At 47.0% G+C, this 14748-nt stretch carries 15 protein-coding genes; 14 read left to right on the top strand and 1 reads right to left on the bottom strand.

The window, feature by feature from the left end; all coding sequences use genetic code 11:
- The first annotated feature begins 14 nt into the window (after nt 1-14).
- From BJP58_RS04180 to BJP58_RS04120, 13 genes are all read left to right on the top strand, one after another.
- A complete protein-coding gene (locus BJP58_RS04180) occupies nt 15-1706 on the top strand; it encodes an extracellular solute-binding protein (protein WP_233354954.1) in 1692 nt (563 codons plus the stop codon).
- A 130-nt stretch (nt 1707-1836) separates the two neighbouring features.
- Nucleotides 1837-2820 carry a Gfo/Idh/MocA family protein gene (locus tag BJP58_RS04175; protein ID WP_194542917.1) on the top strand — a complete coding sequence of 328 codons (984 nt, stop codon included), beginning with the start codon at nt 1837-1839 and terminating at the stop codon, nt 2818-2820.
- 18 nt (nt 2821-2838) lie between these two features.
- The gene (locus tag BJP58_RS04170; protein ID WP_194542916.1) at nt 2839-3921 is read left to right on the top strand and encodes a Gfo/Idh/MocA family protein; all 1083 of its coding nucleotides are present in this window, start codon (nt 2839-2841) and stop codon (nt 3919-3921) included.
- A gap of 380 nt (nt 3922-4301) precedes the next feature.
- A complete protein-coding gene (locus tag BJP58_RS04165) occupies nt 4302-5288 on the top strand; it encodes an aminoglycoside phosphotransferase family protein (protein ID WP_233355111.1) in 987 nt (328 codons plus the stop codon).
- Between the two features lie 93 nt (nt 5289-5381).
- On the top strand, nt 5382-5762 hold the full coding sequence (locus tag BJP58_RS04160; RefSeq protein WP_194542914.1) for a hypothetical protein: 381 nt from the start codon (nt 5382-5384) through the stop codon (nt 5760-5762).
- Nucleotides 5763-5818: 56 nt separating this feature from the next.
- Complete coding sequence (locus BJP58_RS04155; protein WP_194542913.1) at nt 5819-6019, top strand: hypothetical protein; 201 nt, start codon at nt 5819-5821, stop codon at nt 6017-6019.
- A 23-nt stretch (nt 6020-6042) separates the two neighbouring features.
- Nucleotides 6043-6570, top strand: a complete 528-nt coding sequence (locus BJP58_RS04150; RefSeq protein WP_194542912.1) for a GNAT family N-acetyltransferase — start codon at nt 6043-6045, stop codon at nt 6568-6570.
- Nucleotides 6571-6841: 271 nt separating this feature from the next.
- On the top strand, nt 6842-7531 hold the full coding sequence (locus tag BJP58_RS04145; RefSeq protein WP_194542911.1) for an alpha/beta fold hydrolase: 690 nt from the start codon (nt 6842-6844) through the stop codon (nt 7529-7531).
- A gap of 314 nt (nt 7532-7845) precedes the next feature.
- Nucleotides 7846-8382: a hypothetical protein gene (locus BJP58_RS04140; RefSeq protein WP_194542910.1), complete on the top strand. Its 537-nt coding sequence runs from the start codon at nt 7846-7848 to the stop codon at nt 8380-8382.
- A gap of 94 nt (nt 8383-8476) precedes the next feature.
- Entirely contained in the window at nt 8477-9208 is a 732-nt protein-coding gene (locus BJP58_RS04135) for a glycosyltransferase (RefSeq protein WP_194542909.1), read from the top strand.
- A complete protein-coding gene (locus tag BJP58_RS04130; RefSeq protein WP_194542908.1) occupies nt 9205-10437 on the top strand; it encodes a glycosyltransferase family 4 protein in 1233 nt (410 codons plus the stop codon). Before BJP58_RS04135 ends, BJP58_RS04130 begins: the two co-directional genes overlap by 4 nt.
- A 21-nt stretch (nt 10438-10458) precedes the next feature.
- Nucleotides 10459-10659: a hypothetical protein gene (locus BJP58_RS04125; RefSeq protein ID WP_194542907.1), complete on the top strand. Its 201-nt coding sequence runs from the start codon at nt 10459-10461 to the stop codon at nt 10657-10659.
- 7 nt (nt 10660-10666) lie between these two features.
- Nucleotides 10667-11227: a methyltransferase domain-containing protein gene (locus tag BJP58_RS04120; RefSeq protein ID WP_194542906.1), complete on the top strand. Its 561-nt coding sequence runs from the start codon at nt 10667-10669 to the stop codon at nt 11225-11227.
- 127 nt (nt 11228-11354) lie between these two features.
- Here the strand turns inward: BJP58_RS04120 and BJP58_RS33850 are convergent, their stop codons facing one another.
- The gene (locus tag BJP58_RS33850; RefSeq protein ID WP_267907866.1) at nt 11355-11483 is read right to left on the bottom strand and encodes a hypothetical protein; all 129 of its coding nucleotides are present in this window, start codon (nt 11481-11483) and stop codon (nt 11355-11357) included.
- A 183-nt stretch (nt 11484-11666) separates the two neighbouring features.
- On the opposite strand from BJP58_RS33850, the gene BJP58_RS04115 reads away from it, so the two are divergent.
- Nucleotides 11667-14489, top strand: a complete 2823-nt coding sequence (locus BJP58_RS04115; protein WP_233355110.1) for a hypothetical protein — start codon at nt 11667-11669, stop codon at nt 14487-14489.
- The last annotated feature ends 259 nt before the right edge of the window (nt 14490-14748 follow it).

Raw genomic sequence — 14748 nt, 5'->3', positions numbered from 1 at the left:
AAGGGGATTGTAGGATGAGGAAGAACAAGCGCAGGAGTGTTCTTGGCATGATACTAATCGCTTTGCTGCTTTTCGTGACCATGACGGCATGCACGGGAACAGGCGGAGAAAAGGAGGCAGGCACGGTTGACACGGGTCCGAAGGAGTCAGGTACTGAAGAAATAAAACCGGTAACTTTGACTTTTCTCAGTGCTTGGAACGGTGGCGGAGCCGGTTTCCCTCAGGACCAGGAGAATAATCCCGTAGCCGGGCAGATCAGGGAGAAAACCGGGGTCACGTTAAAACTCGAATCCATCACAACAAGCGAAGTAGAAAAACTAAACACCATATTTGCTTCCGGTACGGTTCCGGATATCGTTAATGCACCTTTCTGGTCTACGACAGGAGGAGAAGGACAAGTCATCAAGAAGGCGGCCACGGAAGGACAACTTCTGGATTTAACCCCTTATCTCGATAAATACCCGAATGTTAAAAGACTTGTGACGACTGGGATTGCGAAGGATTTTGCCGAGTTCGATCTCAATAGTCCCGAATTTGAAGGCAAGACTTATCTCATTCCTACAGAAACCCCGGACGGAACCCCGGAGAGCATTCATAATTGGAATTACGGCCTTTTTGCCAGGGGAGATATCCTGAAAGCTTTAAATGTAAAAGCGGAGGATATTGATACGCAAGAAGAATTATATGATCTATTGGTCAAGATCCGAGACGGCGGTTTCAAGGATATTGGCGGAAAGCCGGTCATCCCGGCCGGAACCATGTGGAATGGATGGGATTACGGCCAATTCCTTGCCGGGTGGACGGATTACACGATTTCGGACTTCCGTGAAGTGGATGGAAAACTGATTCACTGGACGCAAACGAAGGATCATGAAGCCAGGTTGTTATACATGAGGAAGTTATTAACGGAAGGTTTGTTTGATCTTGAAGCCTTCAACAATACGAGTACAACAGCGAATGAAAAGCTGACGACGGGCAAGCTTGCCGTATTCGGAGCCCAGCCGATGTTAGCTGATTTACAAAAAACGCTGTATAAGACGAATCCGGAAATGCAATATGAACTGCTCGGGCCGATGAAGAATAAGAGCGGAAACATTCGAACGCAAGTGGAAAAGCCCGGTCGTTCCGGTTTCCCTGTCCTATTCTTAAGCGCGGACATCAAAGATCCGGATGCGGCATTGCGGTACATTGATTATGTCAACAGCGAAGAAGGCCGATTGCTTGCGAATTTCGGGATCGAAGGAACACACTACAACATGGAAAACGGGATACCCCAGTGGATTGCTGATGTAAAAAAACAATTTGATGACAACCCGGATCTGAAAAGAGACGCAGGACTCAATTATCTTCCGGGAAGGTTCATCGGCGCCTTCTCGTCTGAAGTCACCTGGCCTACGCCTGAAGATCAAAAAACGGAGTGGCAAAAGCTGGAGGAGAGTTTCTCGGCAAGAATGCCGATCAAAATCATAGACAAAGTAAGCGCAAGCTACCTTGCCAGAGAGTGGCCTAAATATCAGGAATATATCGATAAAACCAGCAGTTTGAATTTCGATGAAGAATTTAAGAAAGCATTTTTTGCAGCGTCCGACGAAGAGGCTCTAAATATGCTTCATAGTGTTCAAGAAAAATTTAGAGCGGCCGGCGTGGAGGAAATGGCGGAGTTCGTGGCTCAAAAAGCTGCAGAACGGGATGATGTAGGGTTCTAGTGAAGGAAGTTTGTGGGATGGTGTGGGTGATGTCACTCCATCCCCATTCATTTCTAACCTTATTTTTACCCACCTCCCTTTGAAGAGAACTCATATCTAGTGAAAAATATAATCGTTGGAGGGAAGACGCATGTTGAACGTTGCGATGTTAAGTAAGTGGCATGTGCATGCAGAGGATTACGCAAGAAAGCTGCAATCTCACGGTAACGTGAAGCTCACGGCCGTATGGGACGAACAGCCTGAACGCGGAAGCGAATGGGCTGCCCGCTTGGGAGTGGATTTTGAAGCAGATTTGGATGCGCTGCTGCAGCGGGAAGACATTGATGGCGTCGTGGTGGATGCCCCTACAAGCATGCACGCAGACGTCATGGTGGCTGCCGCTGAGGCCGGCAAACACATCTTTACCGAGAAAGCCATGGCTCTTACTGTTGAAGAATGCGATCGGATCTCTGCGGCGGTACGCAAAGCAGGCGTCAAGTTCTGCATTTCTTTTCCCGCCCGTACAAGGCCGCATCAATTGTTTTCGAAGCAGCTGATCGATGACCATGTATTAGGGGACATTACGCTGCTGCGTATTCGTAACGGTCACGACGGTGCTTTGAATAATTGGCTCCCCGATTACTGGTATGATGAGAAGCAAACCGGGGGCGGAGCCATGATGGATTTGGGCTGTCATCCGATGTACATCGCCAGTTGGCTGCTCGGTAAACCCAAAAGAATCACATCCATGTTTCATTACTTCACCAATCGGGCAGTGGAGGATAACGCACAATGCTCCATTGAGTTCGTCAACAATGCGGTCGCTCTGGTCGAAACCAGCCTTGTGACGTACAGAACCCCTTCTGCCCTTGAGATTTACGGTACGGAGGGCACTTTGATGATCTCAGACGATACCGTTCGAGTCATCTCGAAGAAGCTCGAGTTACCTTTTTCCGGATGGATCTCACCCGCTCAACTCCCTAAAGGGCAGCCCCTTCCGATTATCCAGTGGGCAGATGCATTGATTCACGACAAGCCGATGCCCTTCGGACTGGAGGACGGGACGAAATTGACGGAGCTATTGGAAGCGGCATACATCGCGCATAAGGAAAATCGAACGGTAGAGTTCAAATAACGCGGGGGAGGGAATACGATGAGGACCGTAAAAGTAGGGATTATCGGTTGCGGGATGATTGCGGGCGGGAAGCATATGCCGTGTTTGTCCAAGTTAGATAACGTACAGATGGTGGCCTTCTGCGATTTGAAGCCGGAACGAGCCGAAGAAGCCGCCCAAAAGTACGGCACGCCAGACGCAAAGGTATTTACAAATTATAAGGATCTGCTTGCCATGGAAGAGATTGAGGTTGTCCATGTGCTAACACCAAACAGCTCGCACGCAGCGATTTCCATTGATGCGCTTGAAAGCGGCAAACATGTCATGTGCGAAAAACCAATGGCCGTCACAGGTGCGGAGGCCAAAGCGATGTACGAAGCCCACTTGCGAACAGGCAAGAAGCTAACCGTCGGGTACCAGAATCGCTCCAACGCCAAGAGTCAACTGCTAAAAAAGATGATCGCCGATGGGGAGCTTGGAGATATCTATTTTGCAAAAGCGGTCGCTACCCGAAGACGAGGCGTGCCGACATGGGGCGTGTTTCTGGATAAAGAGAAGCAGGGAGGCGGTCCTATGATCGATATTGGAACCCACTCCTTGGATCTGATCCTATGGTTGATGGATAACTATGAACCGGAGAGTGTCGTCGGCAGTGTCTTCCATAAGCTGAAGTTTACCGAAAATGCCGCAAACGAATGGGGAGCTTGGGATCCAAACGAATTCGAGGTAGAAGATTCGGCGTTCGGGTATGTGAAATTTAAAAACGGAGCGACGGTCATCATTGAAACCAGTTGGGCCCTTAACATTGCGGAAGGTGGCGGCAACCTGCTGTGCGGAACGAAGGGCGGAGCGGATTTTGCTAAAAATGAACTGCGGATCAATGGCGAGCGGGACGGGAGTTTGTTCCTGAATAAAATCGAGGTGAATGCGAATGCGAGAGACCTTTTCAGGGGAGAAGAGATGACCGATTTCGAATATGAAGCCAAACAATGGATTCACAGTATCGTGAACAATACCGAACCCTTGGTTAAACCAAGAGAAGCGATGATTGTTTCACAAATATTAGAGGCGGTGTATATATCCGCAGATACAGGAAAAACCGTTTATTTTGATAAGGATTGAGGATGTGAAATAAAGAGCACTTTTCCGTGGTGCTTTCCCTTCATGATAGATAGTGAAAAAAAGAGTCCATCTGTCGGGGGACAAAAACATCTTCCCATTGAAAGTCGCTAATTAAGCGGCTTTTTTGTTTTATCCCGAAAAGGACGAGAACATGTTCCGAATACCGGATAGACGATATCTAACCATTCTCCAATCGCGATTTCATTAAGCTAGCTGGCAGGAAGAGGTAATAAATGAATAAATCCATAGTCCACCTTTCATCGTTGGCTTCTTTTCCAATATGATGATTATGCATAGGCGTTCCCATGTTAAAAAAACGATTGGAGGACTTCGTATTGAACGAAATAAAAGCTGAAACTCTAACACAGGTTTTAAACAAAATGCTCGGTACAAAAATAATCTGCACCGATTTCCAAACCAAACCGTTACATGGCGGTACAGTGGGTAATGTACAGCTTGTGACGGGTAATGTCAAAACCACTGACGGTGAGACATTACCCTATAAAATCGTATTAAAAACGCAGAAGAAATGGGAGCGCTACAACGATCCCGATTCATGGCGTAGGGAATATGATTTGTATAAATCCAATTTCGGCGCGCTGTTCTCTGAATCATTCCGTTGGCCTGAATGCTATCACGTCGAAATGAACGAAGAAGAAAACGAAACGCAGATATGGATGGAATATATCGACGGCATATCGGGTTTAGATTTGACCGGCGATATGTATGAACGCGCAGCCGAGGAATTAGGACGGTTCCAAGGCAAGTTATATGCCGAACAGCCAGCTGTCTTACAGAGCTTGACCAACCTGAGCAAAGCGGATTATATGAAAAATTTCTATCTTCATTATCGGTCATGGAATAGAGTGTACGATTATATACGCTCCGACGATTGCAAAATCCCGAAATACCTATGCCAAATGCTCATCGATATTGATGAAAACGCAGACGAAATATGGAGCCGTATTGAAAAGCTCCCCATCGTGCTGTGCCACAGGGATTTTTGGGTAGCAAACATATTCTATTCAGACGGCAAAACCATACTCATGGACTGGGATACCGCGGGGTGGGGCTATTTAGGTGAAGATATGGCAAGCCTTATCGCAGACGAAGCCGATGTTGAAGACATGGTTGAATACTACCGTAGATGTATCCCGGCGTATTATAAGGGCTTTTCGGAATATGCGGATATTTCACACATAACGGATAACTGCGTTTATGAGTTGATCCTACTTATGTTCGGGTACAGGCTTGTAGAGTGGTATATGGACGCAGGATCAGGTAACAAACTCCAAGAAACGGACGATGAAAGAACACTGCACATCCATACCCTGCAAAAAATCTTTGAGATAAGGAATGAACAGTGATTCCTCCGACAAAAATGTCGTAGGACAACAAAAGCACTTCATTGGTCGAACCAGGCGCTTAGACGGGAGCCGCAGCAAGAGCTGGCCTGGTATGTGCGGGTCAGCGTTTACTACGCTACGGATAAGGATCGGGCTTTCGAAGAAGCTCTGCAAGAGGCCTTACGAATAGATCCCTATGAGCCTTTTTATTATTATCTGCAAGCCAATATGCTGAACAAGAAGGGCAGGCCAAGCCAAGCGAAGACGGCACTTTCGCAAGCACTTGAACTGCGTCCGGAATCACCATTATATTTGGCTGTGTTAAGCTATACGGAAGCGTTGCTGAGAAACTTTGAGGATTCTGCTAGGCTGGAAAGACTCTCTCTCAAGCATAATATGGAATCGTCCGAAGTATATTTTTTCTCGGCTTGGCGGCTGGTCAGCGTGGGGAATACAAGCTTAAAGAGACGTATATACGGAATGCCGTTCGCTTAGATCCAGAGGACAAACAGTACCAGGATGAATTTCTAGAGGCGCTTCAGCATAACGAAATGTTATTTAAAATATTTTTGTGGCCAGTCAAATTTTTGCGGAAAATGAAGAATTGGCAGATTCTGCTCACCTGGGTTGTGGCAGTGCTCTTATTTAGGCCTTTGTTAATCCTGTTCATCGTGTTGTATGTGCTCTCGCATTGGGTAACCAAAGCCATCGTGCACGTCAAAGTCTTTGGCTGGGGACGTAGAGGCGTATAAGAATAGGGATAGAGGAAGATGAAATGAATAAAGACAAATTATGTTTGGAAATAAAAGAAGCAGAAGAATCCCAGTTGAGTTTCCTTGTTTCTCAGTTATCACCTGGTAATCCTATGTTTCAGTACAACCGATATGCTGCACAAAAGAGAGGTGAGGGACTATACTTAATCGCTTGGCATCATAACACCCCCGTTGGCCATTTCTTATTACGCTGGAGTGGTCCTAATGATGAACCTGTAACTAAATTAGTGGATATTATCCAAAGCGCTTTCTTAGAGGCTGGGTTAACAGTATATGAATATCGGAGACAAGGTATTGCAACGGCCATAATCCAAGAAGCCGAACGTTTAGCAAAAGAAAAGGGTTGTACGTGTATAGGATTAGAGGTGGGAATAAATAATCCGGAAGCCAAACGACTTTATGAAAAATTAGGCTATGTGGATTGGGGGCACGGGGATTTTTTAATCAGTTGGGAACAGATTGACGAAAATGGAAATAAAGGAATTGGAACAGAAGTTGTGATTTATATGCAAAAAAGTTTGATTAACTAAACGGGAAACGAACGCTCAATAATGAAAATAGATGGGGCTGTCTCGAAATTCATCAGTAGATGACGGAGGGATACCCTTTTTTTGTTATAAGCAGTCAAGTTCCTGACAACAGCTTTATTTAGGTAACGAGCAAAATGACAAGGAATGCAGCTGATATGATGCAGTCCTCATTTTTATATTGACTAAAGGTTCATTCAATAATAAAATAATACTAAAAATTCCAGTAGGCGCCTTCTATTATTGGGCCAGATTGGTTTGAGGATGATCAGAGATGGAAACACGTGTGAATCAAATTGAATTGAATGGACGCACTTTTCAATATCGAGAGAGTGGGGAACCTTCTGCACCGCCGATTGTTGCACTTCACGCGCTGGGAAAAAGCGCAGAATCATGGGATCAAGTCGCAGTTGTATTAGGAGAAAAATACCGCGTTTTAGCTTTAGATCAACGGGGTCACGGTGGGAGCGCAAGAATAGGTAAATACACTTTTGAACTGATGTGCGATGACTTGTTTCATTTTGCAAATGCTATGAATTTGGAACGATTTACGCTTCTTGGGCATTCCATGGGGGGAACAGTATCCTACCTTTTCTCGGAAACATATCCTTCGAGGATAGAAAAGTTGATCGTTGAAGACACTCCACCTCCCTTTCCGGATAAGCCGATCGAAGTTCCTGCCGAACCTTCTGATCCTATGCCGTTTGATTGGCTGGTAGTGCCTTCGATTTTACGGCAACTTAATGAACCTAATCCCGAATGGTGGCTGCGTCTTAACGACATCATCATGCCGACTCTTATTATAGGCGGTGGGTCCAGTCATATTCCTCAAAACAAATTGCAGGAAGTTTCTGAGCTTATTCCGAATTGCGAGTTGGTAATGATACAGGATGCTGGGCACTTTGTGCATGATGATAATTTACCAGCTTTCTTGTCTGCCGTAAAAAAGTTCCTTGATTTGTAAGTTTCCGAACGCTTCACATCCGATATGGCTATAGCGGATAGGAGACTGTGGGGGGAAATTAGCGTTGTGATATTGAAAGTCGCTATTTTAGCGGCTTTTTTGTTTTTTCGGTACAAGTTTGTGTCCTGAGTCTAGACGAATAACTTTTCATGGATGCGATTTCCTGAAAGGAAAAGACTCTTGCAAGTCACTCTTGCAAAGAGTCTTTTTTTGAAGATATAGTCACGCGTCGGCTCAGGCCGCTAAGACAAAGAGTATATTATTAAAGCTTGGTGAAGGGAGGGATTGTTATCTACAATAACCATGTCCAGAACATGATTACCAAGATCCCGGATGGAACGCTTGTCCACGATTCGGGCTCGGCTGTATTTTTGATTGAACACGGCCAAAAACGGCCCATTATGGATATCGACTCTTTTTATTTTTACAAACTGATGGCCAGGAAAATCATACCGCTTGAGGATATGCTGCTTAACCTGTATCCCCTTGGAGAAGGCGTGACGGTTACGGGACAGTGGGCGAAGTGCGCCCCGGCGACGCTATTCGTAAAGGGGGGTGGATCCGGGATCTTTTTGTGGATGGACAATTGTTTATTCCCGATCCAGTCTGGAGAAGTCTTCCAACGTTTGCGGTGTCAAATGGACGAAATCGTGCATGTCCCAGATTCCTTGGTTCAATCTTTGCAGATTGGACACACCATCGACGCCTCTTTTTTCTTCAGTACCCGGTGCTTAACGGACGCCTGTACAGCTCCCCGAGCGGTCATATTTATTACGGCGAACGACGAACGCTGCGAAAAGTGGAAGGTCCCTCCGTTTTTTCCTTCTTTCAATGGAGCGTACATCAGCTGATCTATTTAACCCAAAATGAATTTATAAAAAGTCCGATAGGAAAACCGGTACTTTCCTAACCGGGGTCAATACGCGGGTAGGAGGTTAAGATAACATGATACCGAAGGTAACGGTTATTATCCCTTTCTACAACTGTCTTTATGTTCAACAGGCCGTAGAGAGTGCTTTGGCGCAAACCTATCCCGAGATAGAGGTCATTGTGGTCGATGACGGGTCTACCGAACATATGGATCTCCTGAATCCTTATGTTGACCGCATCCGGTATATCCGAAAGATCAACGGGGGAACGGCTTCCGCCCTTAACGCCGGTATTCGAGAAGCTAAAGGGGATTATATTGCTTGGCTCAGTTCGGACGACTTTTATCTTCCCAACAAAACAGCAAGACAAATGTCGTTTATGCTGGAACGTGGGGCATGGATCAGCAGTACAAACTTCAACTTCGTCAACGATCGGAACTTAGTGCTCATGGAAGCCCCGAATTTTTCGTTTACTTCGAATCTGGAGCTGCTTGATCGATTGAAGAGGGAATGTCCAATTAATGGCTGTACCATCATGATGAAGCGGCAGCTCCTTGAACATGTCGGCATGTTCAATGAAGAGATTAAATACACGCAGGACTACGACATGTGGTGCCGGGTCGTGCTCGCCGGGTACGAATTTCATTATTTGCATGATATTCTTCTGCATTACCGATATCATCCGAACATGGGAACCTTAAAGCACAGAGACGCCCTTAAGCGGGAAATCGGGACCCTTCAGGCCATATACGGCGACAGACTGGAGCAGCGGAGACAGGTATTACTGACAGGAGGGTGGCAGCCTTGAAAATCTTGCTGGCTACCTTTTTTCAAATCCCGTACGTCGGTGGATTATGGAAATATATGTTGCAGGTGAAGCAGGGGCTTGAACGAGAGGGACATCAGGTGGATCTTTTTGGGAACGGACTGGATCGGTTTTATATTTTCAACAGTAATCAGGAGGTTCCGAAGGTTCATTTCAAGGAAATGTTCGATTACAAGATAACCCCTGCCACCGCGCCTTTGATTGCGGAGCATCCCTGGGTCAGGGAAGCGGAGACCGACAGGTATTGCATGGAGTTATCACTCGCCTTTATCGGTCTTGATCAATACGATATCATACACGCGCAAGACGTTCTTGCCGCCGCTGCCATAAAACGCATAAAACCAGGACAAATACCGTTAGTGACCTCCATTCACGCTTCTGCAGCTCTTACAGTACGGGATATGCTTGAGAACAACAAAACTTCTTCGGAAGACCCCACTAGCTCCTTGGTCTGGAAATACTATAAATCTATGGAATACTTGGGAAGTTCGGTAAGCGATAAAGTCCTTCTTGCTTCCGAATGGCTTAAAGAAGTGATGGTCCATCAATTTAGGGCTCCTTCCGATCGAATTGTCCTTATTCCTTACGCCCTCGACATCCCTTTTTTTCAAAGCAGCATGCGTAAGGTTTCCGGAAATCCGATCATGAAGCCCAAGGATAAAACCGTGATCATCAGCACATCGCGTCTTAGCTACGAGAAGGGGATTCACGTCTTGTTGAATGCCTTGTGCAGGCTGCACGTGGACCGCCAGGATTGGGAATGCTGGTTGGTCGGAGACGGTGATAAACGATATGAATACGAGGAGTTATGTCGCCAGATGGGTATTCAGTCGGCGGTTCGTTTCCTCGGAAGCCGGGAGGACGTCCCCTATTTGCTGAGTCAGGCCGAAATTTTCGCAATGCCCAGTTTGATGGAAACCCTGTCCTACTCCGTTATGGAAGCTCAGTTAGCAGGTCTGCCCATCGTATCATCCAGTGCAGGCGGATTAAAAGAAGCGGTACGGCATAATGTTGACGGATTGCTGTCTCCTCCGGGAGACGCGCATGTACTTTATCTGCATTTGGGTCAGCTGCTGTCGGATCCTTCCTTCCGGCGCAGGCTTGGGGACAATGCGCTGGAGTGGGCCTTAAAAAACCGGTCACTTCATACGATGATCAAACATTTGACAGGGGTTTATTCGGAGCAGTTGTCTCTAAAAAAACAATCCTAATTTAAAAAGGCGGTGTTTGTTATGAACATGCATCACGTTCCCGGGGATAGATACAACGGGTTGTTTTTAACCCAGCTTTCCCAGCCGCATATAGTTGTCAACCGACAGGTATGGGATCAGATTGCCGCCAAACTTCCTCAAGAGTACGCCATTCCAGATTTTCGCATCATCAATCTCATGATGAATGATGAACCATCGCCTCAACGAGAAGTGGGGTGGTAAGAACAATATGGGGACATCCAATTGGCAAAATATTTCGTATTGCGTGGAACTGCTCCGGCAGATATCGCCGTCCTCGGTACTTGATGTCGGCGTTGGATTTGGCCGCTGGGGCATGTTATGCCGCGAATTCCTCGATGTGTGGTCAGGGCGGGTATTTCGTAAGGATTGGAAGGTAAGGGTGGAGGGAATTGAAATATTCCCCAAAAACATTGACCGTTACCATGCGTATTTCTACGATAAAATTCACATCGCTGATGCTTTTGAATTTATTCCGTCAACTTCGCCCGGAGAATATGACGTCATGATTATGGGCGATGTTCTGGAGCATTTCGATAAGGATAAGGCGCTTACCCTGTTGAATGCCAGCATTGCTAGAGGCAAGCACGTTCTGCTTAACATTCCCATCGGATCGGAATGGCCGCAAGGCACGGTGTACGGCAATGAATTCGAGACCCACCGCAGCATCTGGACTACCGAGGAGCTTGATGCTTTCCCCGTTAAAGCCAAAAGGCATTTTAAAGACTATATTAACCGGGATTTTTCAACGTATTTATTTTCTTCGGAGTGATAAGGGTTTCGATGGAATAACAAATGTTTGCATTAGGCATTCATTTCCATCAACAGGCGTAGAGACAATAATGGTTGGGGTGTCCAGCAAATGCAGCAGCCGGGGTTATTCCCGGCTGTTTTTGTATTCAATTCATGACGGCACCAGGGACGGAGCCGACTGGCGTTAGACCATGAACGGCTGCCAACCGTATTTTGACGCTGCTGTCGGTCAGGCTCAGCTCGACCGCTGCCGCCAGAGCATATCCATATTGCAATCAGAAGCAGGAACCACCATGATAACATGTCTAAATCTCATAAGGGACTAGTGAGTCCACATGTTATTTACATGTATTTTACTTGTATACAAATAAAGGGATATGATAAGATGAGATCGTATTGAAAGCGTTTACTAAATGTGAAAAAAATTTATTCGTAAAGGGGAGAGTTTAGTGAGAAGAATGTGGAAGAGTCGGATTGCCGCAGTCCTAACGGTCATCATGATGTTCGCAATTATCCCGTGGGCCATGCCGATCACGTATGCCGCAGATGAAGAATTGACCAACGTTATGATCAACGGCGGCTTCGAGGATTCTGAAGTAAATGGACGTTTGCCGGGCTGGCAGCCCGATGAAGACAGAGCTGCCATTACCGTAAGTGAGTCCGTGTACGCAGATGGGAAACGAAGTCTTCAGGTGGAACGCCTGTCGCCCGATGCAGGCTCCGGAGCGGTCAGCGATGCATACGCCGTCCAGCCATTCGGCAATGTCATCATGACAGCAAGTGTGCTCTCGGATGAAGGTCAAGGCGGCAAAGCAGACCTCAGGTTTTATGATGCAGACGGAAAGCTTGTCTCCATGGTGAGCGGCCTGGTCGATGAACCATCGGTCCAATGGCAGAGTTTAAGAGTGGCTGCTGCGGCACCTAAAAATGCTGCAGAGGTCAAAGTCGCCTTCAAGTTTAATGGCGATCAAACCGGCAGGTATTTCGTTGACAGCGTCACATTGCAAACGCATGCGTCCTCACCGTACTTAACGAATTTGGGACCGCAATCGTCGAGTCTAACCCTGATGACGGCAGCCTTCGGTAAAGACAAGAATGGTCAGGATGCTTTGTTTACGGTCGCACAGGGTGATCCGGCACAATTCATCGTAATGGATGTTGCTTCGAAAGAAGTGAAATCCACTCATCCACTGGTTGCGCTTGACGGAAGCAACGTATCGGCAGCTTGGGCGATTGTGACAGCCTCCGACGGAAAGGTATACATCGGCAGTACGCCGAACGGGACGTTGTTTCAATATGATCCGGCAGAGGATACGTTGCGGACGATCGGCAAACCGGTTCCTACCGATACCGTGATCTGGACGCTTGTAGCCGGGGAAGATGGCAAAGTGTATGGCGGAACAGGATATTCCCAATCGCTGTTTGAATATGATCCCGCATCCGACCAGACCAGAATCCTTAAATCCTTCAAGACTTCTTCGAAAGAGTCTCATATCCGAAGCCTTGCTTACGATTCCGATCGTCAAGTGATCTATGTGGGGGGAGCCGATGTCGCCAAGCTTTATCAATACGATCTCGCAAGCGGAACATCCACCGCGCTTCATCCGCCTGAATTTAACGGCATGACTTCGGTTTATGATCTCCGGTATGCAGGGGGCAAACTTTTCGTGCGCGTGGATCCAGGACCCGTTATGTGTGTCTATGATCCCGATACCTCCAGCTGGATCGTAAATAAAAATACGGCCTATAATGCCCGGGGATTCTCACCAATATCGCCAGACGGCAAAACGGTGTTCTACACCTATTATGAGACTCTCCCGGGAGGCGGGCAGCAGTGGTCGCTTTATTCGTATGATGTGAATACGGGGGTTTACGGCTCGCTGGGCGTGGATGTCAAAGGAGCAGGCGTCGCTTTTGGTTATGTTCAGCTGGATCAGGCAAAGTATCCGGGCTGGACCTTGGTCGGATTGGCCGGAAATAGCGGCAGGGCATTTTATTACAATCTGGAAACCGGTTTGATTGAGACGCCGGAGCTTCCGTTTCCGGCACAGTTTGTGGAATTGTTTAATATCGGGAAGAGCACAGACGGGCAGATTCTGTCTTCGGGCTTCATTTCAGGCGGGGGAATGGGAATTTACTCGCCGACCCGTAACGAGACCAAGCATTATCCTCAAATCGGTCAAGTCGAAGGGTTCGGTTCATTGAACGGAAAGATGTATCTCGGCGTTTATCCTAGAGCGACCCTCTTTGAATACGATCCAGCCAAACCTTGGAACCGGACGGACCCATCAGAACCGAATAACCCGCTGCGGCTTGGTCAGTTGGGTTCGGAGCAAGACCGGCCCGTAGCCATGCTCGGGGTCGAGGAAGAAAACCTGTTATACATCGGTTCCTATCCAATTGCAGGCAAAACAGGCGGGGCACTTACCGTCTACAATCCTGTTACCGGAAAGTTTGATGTGAAGCGCGACATTATATCCGGTCATTCGATCAATTCGTTGCTTTACCAAAATGGAAAGCTGTTTATGGCCACCGGCGCGATGACCGGCGGAGAGGGGAAACTTGCCATTTACGATACAGCATCAGGCCGAGTAGAGCTGGAACAGGTACCTGTTCCGGGCAAAAAAGCAGTAACCTCTTTGATATGGGGCCCGGACGGTAACATATGGGGAATGGCGCTGGGGGCTCTGTTCATCTATGATACGGAACGCCAAGAGATTATTTACAGTGAGGATATGTTTCCTACAGCAGATTATGCACACAGCAATCCTCGATTGACCATTGGAACGGACGGCAATGTGTACGGTACCATTTATACGGGATATGTTGCTGACCATACTTATACGAGCAAGATGTTTAAGATTGACACAGCAAGCAAATCGCTGTCCATCTTGTTGGAGAGCAATGCGGAAAAGCTGGCGCAGGACGACTTTGGCAACTTCTATTTCAAATATGGCAGCGAGCTGATGAAGTATAGCGACCCGAATCTGGTCATGCCGCTGGACAAAGTACAGCTCGAGGCTGAATCGCTCCAGCTTCACCCCGGAGATGAGGTCGGTTATTCCTACGAAGTCTTCCTTGAGAGAGGAAGAACGACTAAGGAGTTATCCGGCGCTCACATTGAGTATTTGAGCAGCCGTCCGGATAAGGCGGTGATCGACCCCAAAGGAAAGATTATCGCCAAGCATCCGGGGCAAGCCGAGTTGTCGATTCGAATTACATTGAACGGGGTAACAGTTGAATCCAATAAAATCAAGGTGAAAATAACCGGACCTTTTTAAAACTGTTCATGACATATAGCAATATGAGGCCGTTGTCCTGGACAACGGCTCTTTATTTTATTATCCAGTGATCCATTAGACCGGGAACTTGAAGGATGGAATTACCAAGTGGGTTGAACTTATGAAAGTTTTCTGATCGGAAGCGAAATGTCCTTACCAGTTATAGATGGTAATTTAGTCCTGTTTGACAGGAGGCAAAAGTTATTGGACTTGATGATTCCTGCTGTCGCAATTAGGTCAATGGATATAGGAGTGAAGT

Source organism: Paenibacillus sp. JZ16 (assembly GCF_015326965.1).
Taxonomy (GTDB): domain Bacteria; phylum Bacillota; class Bacilli; order Paenibacillales; family Paenibacillaceae; genus Paenibacillus_AQ.
This window is presented reverse-complemented; position numbering and strand designations above follow the sequence as displayed.